We start from the raw sequence: 15,504 nt of genomic DNA on the forward strand, positions 1-15,504 counted from the left end.
GTAGAGAGAGATGGCTCGTTACACCGGTGCAGACTGCCGCCGTTGCCGGCGGGAGAAGATGAAGCTGTTCCTCAAGGGCAGCAAGTGCGATGGTCCGAAGTGCCCGTTCGAGTCCCGGCCGTTCCCGCCCGGGCAGCACGGCCGCGGCCGCACCAAGGAGACGGAGTACCTGCTCCAGCTCCGTGAGAAGCAGAAGGCCCGCCGGGTTTACGGCGTGCTGGAGAAGCAGTTCCGCGGTTACTACGAGGAAGCCGTCGGCAAGCAGGCCAAGACCGGTGAGGTCCTCCTGCAGATCCTCGAGTCGCGGCTGGACAACGTCGTTTACCGGGCCGGCTACGCCCACTCGCGGGACATGGCCCGCCAGCTGGTCAAGCACGGTCACTTCACGGTGAACGGCAAGAAGGTCGACATCCCGTCGTACCGCGTCAAGGAGCACGACATCATCGAGGTTCGGGGCAAGAGCAAGGAGCTCACCCCGTTCATCGTCGCGCAGGCCCAGGCCGGCTCGAAGACGGTTCCGGCGTGGCTTGAGGCCATCCCGAGCCAGATGAAGGTGCTCGTGCACTCCCTCCCGGCCCGGCAGGTCATCGACACGCAGGTCCAGGAGCAGTTGATCGTCGAGCTCTACTCCAAGTAGTCCGAGCTCGGTTCGGTGGCCCGCCCTCCGGGGCGGGCCACCGGAACAGTTTGTGTCGTGGGCGTCAAATAGCGGGCGCCCCGGAAGAGAAGAGAAAAGATGCTCATCAGCCAGCGACCCTCCCTCTCCGAGGAGTCGATCAACGAGACCCGGTCGCGGTTCGCCATCGAGCCGCTGGAGCCGGGCTTCGGCTACACCCTGGGTAACTCGCTGCGGCGTACGCTGCTGTCGTCGATCCCGGGCGCGGCCGTCACCTCGATCAAGATCGACGGTGTGCTGCACGAGTTCACCACGATCCCCGGTGTCAAGGAGGACGTGGTCGAGCTCGTCATGAACATCAAGGAGCTGTGCGTCAGCTCCGAGCACGACGAGCCGGTCAGCATGTACCTGCGTAAGCAGGGCCCGGGCGACGTGACCGCGGGCGACATCCAGCCGCCGGCCGGCGTCTCGGTGCACAACCCGGACCTCAAGCTCGCCACCCTGAACGGCAAGGGCCGGCTCGACATGGAGCTGACCGTCGAGCGGGGCCGGGGCTACGTGACGGCGGCGCAGAACAAGCAGTCCGGCGCGGAGATCGGCCGGATCCCGGTCGACTCGATCTACTCGCCGGTGCTGAAGGTGACCTACCGCGTCGAGGCGACTCGTGTCGAGCAGCGCACCGACTTCGACCGGCTGATCATCGACGTCGAGACCAAGCCGTCGATGGGTCCGCGTACCGCGCTGGCCTCCGCCGGTTCGACGCTCGTGGAGCTGTTCGGGCTCGCCCGGGAGCTGGACGAGACCGCCGAGGGCATCGACATCGGGCCGTCCCCGCAGGACGCCCAACTGGCGGCGGACCTTGCCCTGCCGATCGAGGAGCTGGACCTCACCGTCCGCTCCTACAACTGCCTCAAGCGCGAGGGCATCAACTCCGTTGGTGAGCTCATCGGGCGTACCGAGGCCGACCTCCTCGACATTCGCAACTTCGGTCAGAAGTCGATCGACGAGGTCAAGATGAAGCTCGCCGGGATGGGTCTCGGGCTGAAGGACTCGGCCCCGAACTTCGACCCGGCGCACGTCGTGGACACCTTCGGCGAGGCCGACTACGACACCGACGACTACCGCGAGACCGAGCAGCTCTAGTCCGCGCTGCCGCCACAACTGAGGAGCACCAAAAATGCCCACGCCCACCAAGGGCCCCCGCCTCGGCGGCAGCCCCTCGCACGAGCGGCTGATGCTGGCGAACCTGGCCACCGCGCTGTTCCAGCACGGCAAGATCCAGACCACCGAGACGAAGGCCCGGCGGCTGCGCCCGCTGGCCGAGCAGCTCATCACCAAGGCCAAGCGCGGTGACCTCGCCTCGCGGCGGCGGGTGCTGGGTGTCGTCAAGGACAAGGACGTGGTCTACGCCCTGTTCGACCAGATCGCGCCCCGGTACTCCAACCGCCCCGGCGGTTACACCCGGATCGTGAAGACCGGTCCCCGCAAGGGTGACAACGCGCCGATGGCGATCATCGAGCTGGTCGAGGAGCTTCAGGTCGCCGAGCCCAAGGTGAACAAGAAGACCGCGGCCCGCAAGGCTGCGCAGCAGGACAAGGTCGAGGCGCTCGCCCCGGCCGACGAGGCCCCGAAGTCGGCTCCGGCTGACCAGGACTCCGAGGCGCCGGTGTCGGCGTCCGGTGACACCGCCGCCGCCCGCGAGGACAGCGACGAGGCCACCGAGAACAAGGCCTGATCAAGGGCATTGTCGGGCCCGGCACCCCATCGGGGTGCCGGGCCCGACCCGTAACAGGAGGTACGAGGTGGACGAGCGGATCCGGCTGCGGCTGGACGTCTCGTACGACGGCACCGACTTCTCCGGCTGGGCAGCCCAGCCGACCCGGCGCACCGTCGCGGGGGTGCTCGTCGAGACCCTGGCCCTGGTCCTCGGCGTCGGCACGGCCACCGGGCTGACGGTGGCCGGACGGACCGACGCGGGGGTGCACGCCACGGGGCAGGTGTGCCACCTGGACCTGCCGGTGGACGTGTGGCGGCAGCACGAGGGACAACTGCTGCGTCGGCTGGCCCGGCTGCTCCCCACCGACGTGCGCGTACGGGCGATGACCGAGGTGCCGGCCGACTTCGACGCCCGGTTCTCGGCCACCTTCCGACGCTACGAGTACCGGGTCACCGATGCGCCCTTCGGCGCCGAGCCGCTGCGCCGCCACGAGGTGCTGGCCTGGCCGAAACCGTTGGACCTGGCTGCGCTGAACACCGCAGCGGCCGGGCTGGTGGGGGAGCACGACTTCGCCGCGTACTGCCGGCGCAAGGAGCACGCGACCACGCTGCGCGAGGTGACCCGGCTGGACTGGCGTCGCGACCCGGACGGCATCCTGGTCGCCACCGTGCAGGCCGACGCGTTCTGTCAGGCCATGGTGCGCAGCCTGGTGGGGGCCATGCTGGTGGCCGGTGACGGCCGCCGCCCGGTCGAGTGGCCGGGCACTCTGCTCACCCAGCGGGAGCGGTCCAGCGAGGTGACAGTGGCCCCCGCGCGCGGGTTGACCCTGGTCGCCGTCGGCTACCCGGCCGATCCGGCCGAGTACGCCCACCGCGCCACCCTCACCCGCCGGTTGCGGGTCCCGATCGAGGGTTGACCGCCTGCGCGGTCAGTCGCCCGGCAGGCCGCCCTGGTCGGCGTTGCTGCCGGTCGGAGCCGCCGTCGGTTGTGCAGCGGTGCCACCGTCGGCCCGGCTCTGCAGCACGCCCCGGCTGAGGTGCAGCTCGATCATGTCGAACAGGATCTCGCGGATCTTGGCGTCACCCGCCTTGACCGCCGCCCCGTCCTTGCGGACCACCAGCGCGTAGGCCAGGTAGTGGCCTCGGACCTGCCAACCAACCCGCGCCGGAGCGCTGGCCAGGACATCGGTGCCGTCGCCCTCGTCGGCGGTGAGGCCACGGAATCGGCCCTGCCGTTCGTCGAGCAGTTGCCGGAGCCGGTCGCGGGCTCGTTCCGCGCTGACCTTGTCGGTGAGGTTGAACAGGCCTGCGGTGACCAGGTGGTTGCCGTCGGGCGTTCTCAGCGTGGCCCGGACCGCCTGGTTGCAGCCGAGCCGGACCAGCAGGTCGGCGACCTCGTCGGTGGCGGCGACGGCGCAACTGCCGCTGGACTGGGTCTTGAGCACCTGGTAGCTCGGCTGGCCGTCGGTGAGCTTCAGCTCCTTGCCGGGGAAGAGTTCCTTGGCGGTGAGCGGGGCCTGGTCGGTGTCCCGGGAGTCGAGGGCCACCCGTTCCGGCGGTGCCGCCGTCGGTGCGGCGTTCGGCTGGTACGTCGGGTTGCTCTGCGGCTGCTCGTTGCGGTCGATGAGCAGCGCGGCGGCACCGAGGCCGCAGAGGGCGAGCAGAACCAGGACCGCTGCGCCGCCGATAAGTACCTGCCAGAGCCGGCCGCCGCCGCGCCGGGCGGACGGTTCCACAGGAGTCGCCGAGGTGTAGATCTGGCTGCGGGGCGGGGCGGGCGGGATGTCGGCACGAGTCGGCGCGGGCTGCGGCTCAGCGCCGCGAGTCGGCACGTGCTGCGGCACATCGGCACGCGAGGGCACGTGCTGCGGCACATCGGCACGAGTCGGCGCGGGCTGCGGCTCAGCGCCGCGCGTCGGCGCATGCTGCGGCAGATCGGCACGCGTCGGCGCGGGCTGCGACGAGGGCAGCGAGAGCTGGTTCGGCCGGGGCAGCGACGGCGTGGGGAAGCGTGACGGAGAAGGTCCGGCCGGCGGGGGCGGACCGGCGCCGAGCACCGACAGGTCGGACCCGGGCTCCGGGTACTCCTCGAAAGCGTCCTCATCGGACTGGTACCGATACACCATGTCGCCTAGAGTAGGAGTTATTGTCCCTTTAGGGGGTAATATCGGGGAAATGTACGTGTGGGCCGTGTCAGGCCCGCCCCGGACCGGTGCGAGAATTGCCGGGTGACCGGCGACCACTACTTCACTGCTCAGCCGACCAGCGACGCCCCGGCGCGCGAGGTCGACTTCTCCGTCGCCGACCGCGACTACCGGCTCACCTCGGCCGGCGGGGTCTTCTCCGCCAGCCGGCTCGACCCGGGCACCGCGGTGCTGCTGCGCAAGGCCGAGCTGCCCGCCGCCGACACCACCGGCGACCTGCTCGACCTCGGCTGCGGGTTCGGGCCGATCAGCTGCGTGCTGGCCGACCTCGCGCCCACCAGCACCATCTGGGCCGTCGACGTCAACGCCCGGGCCCGCGAGCTGACCGCCGCCAACGCGGCCCGGATCGGCGCCGGCGACCGGGTCCGGGTCAGCGCGCCGGACGACGTTCCGGACGGCATCCGCTTCGCCCAGCTCTGGTCGAACCCACCCATCCGGATCGGCAAGGACGGGCTGCACGACCTGCTGCTGCGGTGGCTGCCCCGACTCGCCCCGGACGGCGTCGGCTGGTTGGTCGTCGCCCGGCACCTCGGCGGCGACTCACTGCAACGCTGGCTCACCGAGCAGAGCTGGCAGGTCGAGCGGTACGCCAGCCAGAAGGGCTTCCGGGTGCTGCGCGTCACCCGGTAATTGGATGTACCCCCCGACCCTCACTGGGGCAGGATCCCGGCGTGGGATACGTGGACGTGGCAGCGGTCGGGCACATCCTGCCCGACGGTCGGGAACTCTTCGCCGACGTGTCGTTCCGGGTCGGTGAGGGCAGCAAGGTCGCCCTGGTCGGGCCGAACGGCGCGGGAAAGACGACGCTGCTGAGGATGGTCGCCGGCGACCTGCCGGTGCGCAGCGGCGTCGTCGCGCGGGCCGGCGGGCTGGGCGTGATGCGCCAGTTCATCGGCATGATCGGCGACGAGTCGACAGTCGCCGACCTGGCGTTGTCGCTGGCCCCGCCGGCACTGCGCGACGCCGGCCGGCGGCTCGGCGAGACCGAGGTGGCCATGCGGGCGGCCGAGGCGCACGGCAAGTTCAGCAACGCCGCGGGCAAGGCCCAACTGGCGTACGCCGATGCGCTCGGCGCCTGGGGCGAGGCCGGCGGGTACGACGCCGAGGTCCTCTTCGACACCGTCGCGACAATCGTGCTCGGTCAGCCCTGGGACGCCGTACGGGACCGGCCGGTGCGCACCCTCTCCGGCGGCCAGCAGAAGCGCTTCGCCCTGGAGTTGCTGCTGCGCGGCCCGGACGAGGTGCTGCTGCTCGACGAACCGGACAACTTCCTCGACGTGCCCGGCAAACGCTGGCTGGAGGCGCGACTGCGCGAGTCGACGAAGTCGGTGCTCTACGTCTCGCACGACCGCGAGCTGCTGGCCCAGAGCGCCGACCGGGTGGTTGCCGTCGAGGGTGGCAGCGCCTGGGTGCACCCGGGCGGCTTCGCCAGCTGGCACGAGGCTCGGGTGGCTCGGCACGCCCGCCTCGACGAGCTGCGCCGACGCTGGGACGAGGAGCACCAGAAGCTGCGCGAGCTGATGCTCATGTACAAGCAGAAGGCCGCGTACAACGACGGGTTGGCCTCGCGCTACCAGGCCGCGCAGACCCGGCTGCGCAAGTTTGAGGAGGCCGGGCCGCCGCCCGTACCCCCGAAGGACCAGGACATCCGGATGCGGCTCAGCGGCGGGCGGACCGGCAAGCGCGCGGTCGTCTGCGAGCAGTTGGAGCTCGACGGCCTGACTTTCCCCTTCGACCTGGAGATCTGGTACGGCGACCGGGTGGCGGTGCTCGGTGCCAACGGCACCGGCAAGTCACATTTCCTGCGGCTGCTGGCCCGCGGCGGCACCGACCCGGACCCGGCGAACGGGCCGGTCGACGGCGCGGGCGCGCTCGCGCCGGTGGCGCACGACGGCGTGGCCCGCCTGGGCGCCCGGGTGCGACCCGGGCACTTCTCCCAGACCCACGACCGGCCGGAGCTGATGTCGAAGACGCTCGTCGAGATCCTCTGGCGGGGTGACGAGCACCGCACCGGGATGGACCGGCACGCGGCGATGGGTGTGCTCAGTCGCTACGAGCTGGCCGCGCAGGGGGACCAGCGCTTCGGCACGCTCTCCGGCGGGCAGCAGGCCCGTTTCCTGGTGCTGCTGCTGGAGCTGTCCGGGGCGACCCTGCTGCTGCTCGACGAGCCCACCGACAACCTCGACCTGGCCAGCGCGGAAGCCCTCGAAGCGGGTCTGAACGCCTTCGAGGGGACGGTGATCGCGGTCACCCACGACCGCTGGTTCACCCGCTCCTTTGACAGGTTCGTGCTGTTCCGAGGTGACAGCGAGGTGGTGGAGACCCCGGAACCGGTCTGGGACGTCGGGTGATCCCCACCGACCTGCCCGACCGCCTGTGCGCCGTCGACGGGGTGGTCGCCGTGGCGCTCGGTGGTAGCCGGGCGCGCGGTCAGCACCGCCCCGACTCCGACTGGGACCTGGGCCTGTACTACCAGGGTGAGCTGGACCTACCGGCCTTGCGGGCGGTGGCCGCGACGGTCGCCGACGACCCCGGTGTGGTGCTCACCGCACCCGGTGGTTGGGGGCCCTGGGTCGACGGCGGTGGTTGGCTGCGGATCGGCGGAGTCGCCGTGGACTGGATCTACCGGGACCTCGATCGGGTGCGCCGCGCCTGGACGGACTGCCGGGCCGGTCGGTACGAGATCGGGGTGCAGGCCGGGCACCCGCTCGGGTTCTACTCGTCCGCCTATGTCGGCGAGGTGGCGCTGTGCCAGGTGCTGGCGGATCCGACCGGCCAGCTGACCTGGCTGAAGGAGCAGAGCCGGGACTATCCGCCCGCGTTGGCCGACGCGCTGGTGGCCGGCGGCTGGGAGGCCGGGTTTTTGCTGGCCGGAGCGGCCAAGGCTGCCGTTGCCGGGGACGGCGGGTACGTCGCCGGCTGTCTGTTCCGGGTGGTCGGGGTGCTCGCCCAGGTGCTGCACGCGCGAGAAGGCCGGTGGCTGGTCAACGAGAAGGGAATGATCGCCGCAGCGGGGCTGCTGCCGGGGGCACCCCCGCATTTCGCGCAGCGGGCGCAGGCGTTGCTCGGTGGCGTCGGGCGCAGTCCGGCTGAGTTGGCCGCGACCATCGACGCCGCCCGTGAGCTGGTCACCGAGGTGGTCGGCTGAGCCGCCGCCGAGGTGGCCCGCACCGAGCCGGCATAGGGTGGATCTCGTGACTGACATGACCTATCGCCGGCTGGGCGACTCCGGGCTCGTGGTGTCCGTGGTCGGCATCGGCTGCAACAACTTCGGCCGCAAGCTCGACCTCGACGGCACCCGGGCGGTGGTGGACGCCGCCCTGGACGCCGGGATCACCCTGTTCGACACCGCCGACATCTACGGCGAGCCGCAGGGCAGCTCCGAGGAGCTGCTCGGGCAGGCGCTCAAGGGCCGCCGGGACGACGTGGTGGTGGCCACCAAGTTCGGCATGGACATGAACGGCCTCAACGGGCCGGACTTCGGAGCGCGGGGTGCGCGGCGCTACATCGCCCGTGCGGTGGAGGCGTCGCTGCGTCGGCTCGGCACCGACCACATCGACCTGTACCAGATGCACGAACCCGACCCGGGCACCCCGATCGACGAGACCCTCGCCGCCCTGGACGACCTGGTCCGTGACGGCAAGGTGCGCTACCTGGGCAACTCCAACTTCGCCGGCTGGCAGATCGCCGACGCGGACTGGGTCGCCTCGTCCAACGGTCGGTCCCGCTTCATCAGCGCGCAGAACCACTACAGCCTGGTGGAGCGCTCGGTGGAGGCCGAGGTGATCCCGGCGTGCGAGCGGTTCGGCCTCGGCATGCTGCCGTTCTTCCCGCTCGCCAACGGTCTGCTCACCGGCAAGTACAAGCGCGAGGCCCAGCCGCCGGCCGGCAGCCGGCTCTCCGGTGGTGGCCGGTACGCGGAACGGCTCGCGGCGGCCGACTGGGACACCATCGAGGCGATCGAGGCGTACGCGGCCGAGCGGGGTCTGACGATGCTCCGGGTGGCGATCGGCGGGCTGGCCGCCCAGCCGGCGGTGACCTCGGTGATCGCCGGTGCGACCACGCCCGAACAGGTGCGGGCCAACGCCGCCGCCGGCACCTGGGAACCCAGCGACGACGATCTGGCCGCGCTGCGCGCCGTCCTCTGAGCGCGGCAGGGCCGGTGATCGAGGGTGCGCGCCGCGCTTGATCCACTCGCGTTCCTTGAAGTCGGGGTGACCTGTCGCGCGGGACACCCCGACTTCAGGGAAGTCGACTCGATCACGAGCCAGTCCGACGACAACGGGCCGGGCCGCTCGTCGCGGCCCGGCCCGGTCGTTGAATGCGCGTCGGCGCGTTGGTTGGTCAGTCGGCGCGGCGGCGGCCGAACAGCATGGCCACCCCCATCGCCGCGGCGACGAGCACGAGACCGGCCGCCGCGAACGGCCACCAGCCGGCACCCGCCCCGTCGTCCGCCGGCTTGGTCACCGCGACCGGCTCGGGCGCCGGCGGTGACTGCGCCGCCCGGGCCTGCACCGTGGCGGTGGCCTCGCTCTGCAGCGGAGCGGGGGACTTCACAGTCACCTTCCACTTGCCGGCGGAGAGCAGCGGGCCGCTGCTGTAGAAGCCGTGCCCCTCAGGCTGCGGCTCCAGCTGCACCGGCCCGATCCGCTGCCCGTCCGGGCCGGTGGCGGTAAGGACCAACCGCACCACCTGCTCCAGCCGGCGGCCGTCGGTGTGGGTGGCCTGGATGGTGACGCCCTCGGCCCCGTCGCCGGCCACAGTGAGCTTGAGCTTGTCGGCCTGCCCCGCCCGGGCGGCCTGAGTGGCCTGAGCCGCCGCCGGGGCGGCGGCGAACAGGGTCAGGGCCAGTCCGACGAACACGGCGGCCAACACCTTGCGGATACCCGTCACGGACATCTCCTCACTACCGATGAGCGAGGCCCCTCCCCGACGCCGCAGCGCCGGGGAGGGGCCTCGTCGGATCAGAGCTGGCGACCGGGTGCCAGCCGGGTGGCGTCGCCACCAAGCCGTCCGGTGCCCTTGACCGAGTCGCCGTCGTTCGCCTTGACCCCGGCCTTGCTGGCCGCGCCGCCGAGCCGAACGATCATGGCGTCGGCGTCCCGGATCAGGACGTTACGAACCTCCGCCTCAGGCACCAGCGTGGCGTCGGAGGCGAGTGTCCGGAACGCGGTCAGCTGCCGGACGGCCGCCTTGTCGTCGCCGGCCGCCTCGGACGCACGAACAGCGTCGAGCTTGTTCGACAGCTGCTTGTGCGCCTTGGTCGAGAGGCGCCCCGTCGCCTTGAACCGGTCCAGCAGACTCTGCATGTCCCGGAACGAGGTGGTGACGAAGAACCGGACCGTCGAGGTGGTCTTGTTGCCCGCCTTGTCGGTCGCGGTCACGGTCAGCTCGTGCAGGCCCAGCGACAGGTCGTACATGGCCTGCAGAGTGCCGCTGGTGTACGCCTGGCCGTCCAGCTGGCCGACCACGCTCGCGATGCCCGAGGTCGGGTCGACGGCCTGCCAGGCCACCCGGACGTCCTGGCTGTCGCCGTAGAGCTGGCCATCGGCGACACCGGAGACCAGCAGCGTCGGCTTGGTGCCGTCGATCTTCAGGATCGCCGACTTGAGCGTTTCGACGTTGCCAGCCTTGTCCGTCGAGCGGAACAGCAGCTCGTGCTGCCCGTCACCGGTCACCTCGACCGGCGTCGAGTACGGCGTCCACGCGCCACCGTCGAGCGACCACTCCACCGTCTTGACGCCGGAACCAGCGTCGGTCGCGGCCAGCACGACCGGGATGGTCCCGTTGTGCCAGCCGGCGTCGTTCGCCGGAGCGAACGTCGCCGAGGTCACCGGCGCGGTGGCGTCGATCTTGACCGAGACGGTCTTCGTCGCCTCCACGTTGCCGGCCTTGTCCGTCGAGCGGAACCGGAGCTCGTGCTCGCCGTCCCCGCTGACCGCCACCGGAGCGGTGTACGCCGTCCAGGTGGTGGCCCCGTCCAACTGGTACTCCGTGCTGGCGAGCCCGCTACCGCCGGCCTCGTCGGCACCGGTGAGCGTGATCGTCACCGGCCCGGTGTACCACCCGTCGGTCGGGGTGCCGGAGACCGCCGCCGTGGTCACCGGCGCGGTTTCGTCGGCCACCTCCGTGCTGAGCCGGAAGTAGTCGAACGAGGCGGTCTTCGACGCCGTCTGGTTGGCGCCGAGGGTGAACAGCCCGACCTTCGGGGTGGCCCCGACAGCGCTGTTGGTCAGCGCCGTCAACGCGGTCCAGGTCGTCCCGTCGGCCGAGTACGACGCGGTGAACGTGTCACCGGTGCGGGCCAGCCGCAGGTGCCACACCGAATCGGTCAGGTTGCCCGCCTCGGGCTGCGGGTTCTGCACCACCCCGGCGATCTCGCTGCGGAACTCGATCCGCCGCGTCACCGCCGAGCCGGCCTGGTTGTCCGCGATGAAGTCGAACTTGAGGTAGTTGTCGTCGTCGGCCTGCACGAGCAGACCGGCCTGCTGGTACTGCTCGTTCAGCAGACTGCCGTCGACCTTCGTCTCCAGGGTCCAGTCGCCGGACGGCGCGGTCTGGAGGATGAAGTTCTTCGGCCCGGTGTTGTCGGTGCCGTAGATGTCACCGTTGGGCACGTCGATGCGCAGCGCGCCACCGGTGACCCGGTAACCGGTCGGGTCCTCCCGCAGGATCGCGTCCCACCGGCACTTGTCCAGCGTGCTGCCGGTGAACTCGTCCGACGGGTCGACCGGGCCAGCCGGGGCGTCCGGCGTGACCTGGAACGAGTCGAACGCGGCGTCGACAACAGGCGCCTCGGTGCCTCCGTTGAGCGCGAAGACCCCGATCCGCGGGTTGGTGATGCCGGCGAGCGCGGCCGAACGGCCGACCGGGGTGAAGGTCTGCCCGTCGCCCGAGGCGGACGCGGTCAGGTTCGTCCCGTCGCTGGTGATCCGCAGGTACACGGTGTCACCCGCCGGTGCGGCGGCGCTGTCGGCGGACTCGTTGCGAGGCGTGGCCGCCGTCTCCCGGATGAACTCCACCCGCCGGCTGCCGTTGTACAGCAGGTCCAGCTTGGCGTAGTTGTCGTCGTCGCCGTACACCAGCAGGCCGGCCTGCTGGTAGTTGGCCGTCACCGGGAGCGTGACCTTGGTGGTCATCTCCCATGCGCCGGTCGGGGCCGCCTGTAGCACCAGGTTGGTGGCGTCGTTGCGTGCGCCGTAGAGGTCACCCACGCCGGTGGGCAGCCGCAGCGCGCCGCCACTGAGCGAGTAGAGCTGGTTCTCCCGGATCACGCTGGTCCAGCGGTCCTTGTCGAGGGTGTTGCCGTTGAAGTCGTCCGATCGCGCCCCGAAGCAGGACGTGTCCGGCGCGTCGACCCGCACCGGCACTGTGGCGTACGACTTGGCGCCCTTGCTGTCGGTCACCGTGAGGGTGGCCGTGAAGGTGCCCGGGCTGGTGTAGGTGTGGCTGGCGTCCAGAGTGGTCGCCGTGCCTCCGTCACCGAAGTCCCAGGCGTACGTCAACGGGGTGTCGCCCTCGGCGTCGGTGGCCGTGCCGTCGAAGGCGACGGTGACCGGCGCGGTGCCGGTGGCCGGGGTGGCCGTGGCGCTGACCGTCGGCGGCCCGTTCTCGGTGACACCGCGGCCGACGAAGTCCATCCAGTTGACGTTGAACAGCGAACCCGTTCCGCCGTTCGGGTCGCGGGCCACGAAGTACAGCGAACCGCTCGCGGCACCGGTGACCGGTGCGCTCACGTCCGTGTACGTCTGCCACCCGCCGGTCGCCGGCACAGTGGCCGTGGCGACCACCGGTCCGTCGACCGCACCCGCGCGGACCTCGATCCGACCGCCAGCGGCGGCCGAGGCGGCCCGGAACCGGATCTCGGTGATGTTTGTCAGGTTCGCCGGGGCGAGCGACCACCAGTCGCCGTCCTCGATGAACCCGATGTTCTGCCCGCCGCCGGCGGTGTCGGTGGTGGTCTCCCGCTGCACGCCGGCGTCGCCGCCGCCGGTGCTCACCGGAGCGCGCCCGGTGGCGGTGAAGAACTCGGCCTGCTTGCGCTTGGGCTGCAGCACCTCGATCACCCGGCCCGTGAGCGGGCTGGCCCCGCCGGCGCCACCGTCGTCGGTGTAGGTGGCCTCGAAGACCGCGAACACGTTCGCCTCGGCGCCGTGCCCGGAGGCGAGCGACGTCTGGACGGTGCCGGTGCAGCCGGTGTGCTGCTCCAGCGGGTGGGCGTGCTCGTCGTGACCCAGCAGCACCTGGAGGTTCACCCGGTCACAGTCGATCTCCCCGTCCTCCGGGTCGGTCACCTTGATCGTGTAGCGGACCTGGTCACCCCACTCGAAGAACCCGCCGTCCGGCGGGAACTCGATGGTCACCGTCGGGGACGTGTTGCCCACGGTGACCGGCACGTTGGCCACCGCGGTACGACCCTTCGGGTTGGTCACGGTGAGCTGGGCGGTGTAGTTGCCCGCCGTCGCGTACGTGTGCGTCGGGTTGGCCTCGGTCGAGGTCTGCCCGTCGCCGAAGGCCCAGGCGTAGGTGAGCGTGCCACCGTCCGGGTCCCGGGAGCCGGCGCTGGAGAAGGTGACAGTCAACGGCGCCGCACCCGAGGTCGGGGTGGCGGACGCCGCCGCGATCGGCGCGCGGTCACCGGCGGTGTAGTCGATCCGGTAGACGCCGGAGTTGTCGTTGTTGCCGCCGAAGCCGCTGCCCCACTCGATCAGGTACAGCGCGCCGTCCGGACCGAACTCGAAGTCCATCGGCCGGATCATGCTCATGCCGGTGAGCAGCTGGTTGATGTCCACCAACGACTTGCCGTCGGGGGTCACCTGCATGGTGTACATCTTGTTCTGGTTCCACTCGCCGAGCAGAGCCTTGCCGTCGTAGTACGCCGGCCACTTGCGGGTGGAGTTGAGGTCGGCGTCGTAGCGGTAGACCGGGCCGCCCATCGGGGCGCCACCGCCGCCGATCTCCGGGTAACGCGCGTCACCGGCGTACCCGTAGTCGACGGTCGCGGGCACGACCGGCGGGAGGTTGGTCAGGCCGGTGTTGTTCGGCGAGTTGTTCACCGGCGCTGCGCAGTCGAACTTCGCGCCGCTCGGGCCGGACGGGAACGTGTAGTCGTTGTACGCCTCGTTCGTGCCCGTGCAGTACGGCCAGCCGTAGTTGCCGGGCGTCACGATGTTCCACTCGACCAGGCCACGGGGGCCCCGGTTCGGGTTGTCGGAGTTGGCGTCCGGCCCGTAGTCGCCGACGTACAGCGTGTTGGTCTTCGGGTCGGTGCCGATCCGGAACGGGTTGCGGAAGCCCATCGCGTAGATCTCCGGACGGGTCTTCTCGGTGCCCGGCGCGAAGAGGTTGCCGGCCGGAACGGTGTACGTCCCGTCGTCCTCCGGGTGGATCCGGATCACCTTGCCGCGCAGGTCGTTCGTGTTGGCCGAGGTGCGCTGCGCGTCGTAGTCCTGGCGGCCCGGCCGCTCGTCGAGCGGCGAGTACGAGTTCGACTCGAACGGGTTGGTGTTGTCACCGGTGGCCAGGTACAGGTTGCCGTTGCCGTCGAAGGTCATGCTGCCTCCGGCGTGGCAGCAGGTGTTGCGCTGGGTGTCTACCCGCAGCACCTGCTTCTCGCTGGCCGGGTCGATGGTGTCACCGGTCACCGTGAAGCGGGACAGCAGGTTACGGGTGACCCCGTCGTTCGGGGCGTAGTACAGGTACACCCACTTGTTGGTGGCGAAGTCCGGGTCGAGCCGGATGCCGATCAGGCCGTCCTCGTTGCCGGTGAAGACGTCCAGGTCGACGGCGGTGACGGTGTTGCCGGTGTCCGGCTTGATGATCTGCACGCGACCGTCGCGCTCGATGTAGAAGACCCGCCCGTCGGGGGCGATGTCCAGCTCCATCGGGTTGCTGGTGTTGCTGTCCAGGGAGACCTTCTCGAAGTTCGAGGTCTTCGAGGCGCCGCAGTCGGCGTTCTCGACGCCCGCCGCGGTGCGGATGCCGCCGAGCAGGTGGGACAGGAACTCGGGCTCGGCGTACGACTCCCGGGTGTGTCCGCCGCCGGTGTACCAGGAGCGACCACCGTCGAAGTCCTGACACCAGGAGGTCGGGTGGTCCGCCCCCATCGCGCCGGCACCCGGGGTGTAGCTCTTCTCGTCCAGACTGGCCAGCACGTGAACGTCCGGCCGGGGGTTGGTCTGGAAGTTGTACCACTCGTCGAACCGGGACCAGCGGTCCGGCAACCCGGCCGTTGACGGGTGCGCGTGGTCCTCCACCTTGACCGTGGCCTGCTGGTTCTGCGGGTGGTTGGCGAAGTACGCGCCGACCAGGTCGCCGTACCAGGCCCAGCTGTACTCGGTGTCCGATGCGGCGTGGATGCCGACGTAACCGCCACCGGCCTTCACGTACCGCTCGAACGCCGCCTGCTGGTCGGCGTTGAGCACGTCACCGGTGGTGGAGAGCCAGATCACCGCCTTGTACTTCGCCAGGTTGGCGTCGTTGAATACGGCGCCGTCCTCGGAGTTGTCCACTGTGAATCCGTTGGCGGCACCGAGTTGCTGGATAGCGGCGATGCCGGTGGGGATGGAGTCGTGCCGGAAACCGGCGGTCTTGGAGAAGATCAGGACGGAGAAGGGATCGTCGGCGGCCTGTGCCGCCTTCGGTGCAGCCTGGGCTGCCGGGGCTGCGGCCGGCGCCTCCTGCGGGGCCGCCTGTGCAGGCGTGCCGAACAGGGTGGTCGAGGCCATGGCCAGGGAGATCAGGGTTGCGGTGATGGGTACGCGGGCACGACGAGAACGGGACACGCCGCCTCCTGTGTCGTAGTGACAGAGCTCGCGGGAGTCGGCTCGCCGAAGGCCGTCCCTGATGGAGCCGGTGGTCACACCGTGTCAGGTGCCCCCACCGGCATTTTGTCGAATCGCTGAACAAATTAATTCGGCTCGCTCGATGTCGGGCAAGATGCAGACGGGTAACGGTTCTGCAACGGCG

Annotated in this window: 11 protein-coding genes; 8 read left to right on the plus strand and 3 right to left on the minus strand. The window is 70.6% G+C overall.

Annotated features, from left to right (window positions below; all coding sequences use genetic code 11):
- Positions 1 to 10: 10 nt before the first annotated feature.
- The 4 genes from rpsD to truA all read left to right on the plus strand — a co-directional run bounded on the left by rpsD (position 11) and on the right by truA (position 3,249).
- A complete protein-coding gene (gene rpsD, locus ABZU74_RS25770; RefSeq protein ID WP_030489600.1) occupies positions 11 to 637 on the plus strand; it encodes a 30S ribosomal protein S4 in 627 nt (208 codons plus the stop codon).
- Between the two features lie 99 nt (positions 638 to 736).
- Positions 737 to 1,759: a DNA-directed RNA polymerase subunit alpha gene (locus ABZU74_RS25775; protein WP_007465227.1), complete on the plus strand. Its 1,023-nt coding sequence runs from the start codon at positions 737 to 739 to the stop codon at positions 1,757 to 1,759.
- A 34-nt stretch (positions 1,760 to 1,793) separates the two neighbouring features.
- On the plus strand, positions 1,794 to 2,351 hold the full coding sequence (gene rplQ, locus ABZU74_RS25780) for a 50S ribosomal protein L17 (protein ID WP_196919806.1): 558 nt from the start codon (positions 1,794 to 1,796) through the stop codon (positions 2,349 to 2,351).
- A gap of 67 nt (positions 2,352 to 2,418) precedes the next feature.
- Positions 2,419 to 3,249 (plus strand): tRNA pseudouridine(38-40) synthase TruA, encoded by an 831-nt coding sequence (truA, locus tag ABZU74_RS25785; RefSeq protein WP_355428686.1) that lies wholly within the window; start codon positions 2,419 to 2,421, stop codon positions 3,247 to 3,249.
- Positions 3,250 to 3,261: 12 nt separating this feature from the next.
- Here truA and ABZU74_RS25790 read toward each other — a convergent pair whose 3' ends face one another.
- On the minus strand, positions 3,262 to 4,458 hold the full coding sequence (locus tag ABZU74_RS25790; RefSeq protein WP_355428689.1) for a hypothetical protein: 1,197 nt from the start codon (positions 4,456 to 4,458) through the stop codon (positions 3,262 to 3,264).
- A gap of 102 nt (positions 4,459 to 4,560) precedes the next feature.
- Between ABZU74_RS25790 and ABZU74_RS25795 the strand changes: the two genes are divergently transcribed.
- From ABZU74_RS25795 to ABZU74_RS25810, 4 genes are read left to right on the plus strand one after another with little or no spacing between them, the layout of a single operon-like run.
- A complete protein-coding gene (locus tag ABZU74_RS25795) occupies positions 4,561 to 5,166 on the plus strand; it encodes a methyltransferase (protein WP_355428692.1) in 606 nt (201 codons plus the stop codon).
- A gap of 41 nt (positions 5,167 to 5,207) precedes the next feature.
- A complete protein-coding gene (locus tag ABZU74_RS25800) occupies positions 5,208 to 6,887 on the plus strand; it encodes an ATP-binding cassette domain-containing protein (RefSeq protein ID WP_355428695.1) in 1,680 nt (559 codons plus the stop codon).
- Positions 6,884 to 7,684 carry a nucleotidyltransferase domain-containing protein gene (locus tag ABZU74_RS25805; protein WP_355428697.1) on the plus strand — a complete coding sequence of 267 codons (801 nt, stop codon included), beginning with the start codon at positions 6,884 to 6,886 and terminating at the stop codon, positions 7,682 to 7,684. Before ABZU74_RS25800 ends, ABZU74_RS25805 begins: the two co-directional genes overlap by 4 nt.
- A gap of 37 nt (positions 7,685 to 7,721) precedes the next feature.
- Positions 7,722 to 8,684, plus strand: coding sequence for an aldo/keto reductase (locus ABZU74_RS25810; protein WP_355428700.1), 963 nt, complete (start codon positions 7,722 to 7,724; stop codon positions 8,682 to 8,684).
- A 196-nt stretch (positions 8,685 to 8,880) separates the two neighbouring features.
- Here ABZU74_RS25810 and ABZU74_RS25815 read toward each other — a convergent pair whose 3' ends face one another.
- On the minus strand, positions 8,881 to 9,429 hold the full coding sequence (locus tag ABZU74_RS25815) for a hypothetical protein (RefSeq protein WP_355428703.1): 549 nt from the start codon (positions 9,427 to 9,429) through the stop codon (positions 8,881 to 8,883).
- A gap of 71 nt (positions 9,430 to 9,500) precedes the next feature.
- Entirely contained in the window at positions 9,501 to 15,320 is a 5,820-nt protein-coding gene (locus tag ABZU74_RS25820) for a ThuA domain-containing protein (protein ID WP_355428706.1), read from the minus strand.
- Positions 15,321 to 15,504 lie beyond the last annotated feature (184 nt).

Origin of the sequence: Micromonospora sp. NPDC005171, from assembly GCF_040608575.1 — a bacterium.
In the GTDB taxonomy this organism is placed as follows: Bacteria; Actinomycetota; Actinomycetes; order Mycobacteriales; family Micromonosporaceae; genus Micromonospora.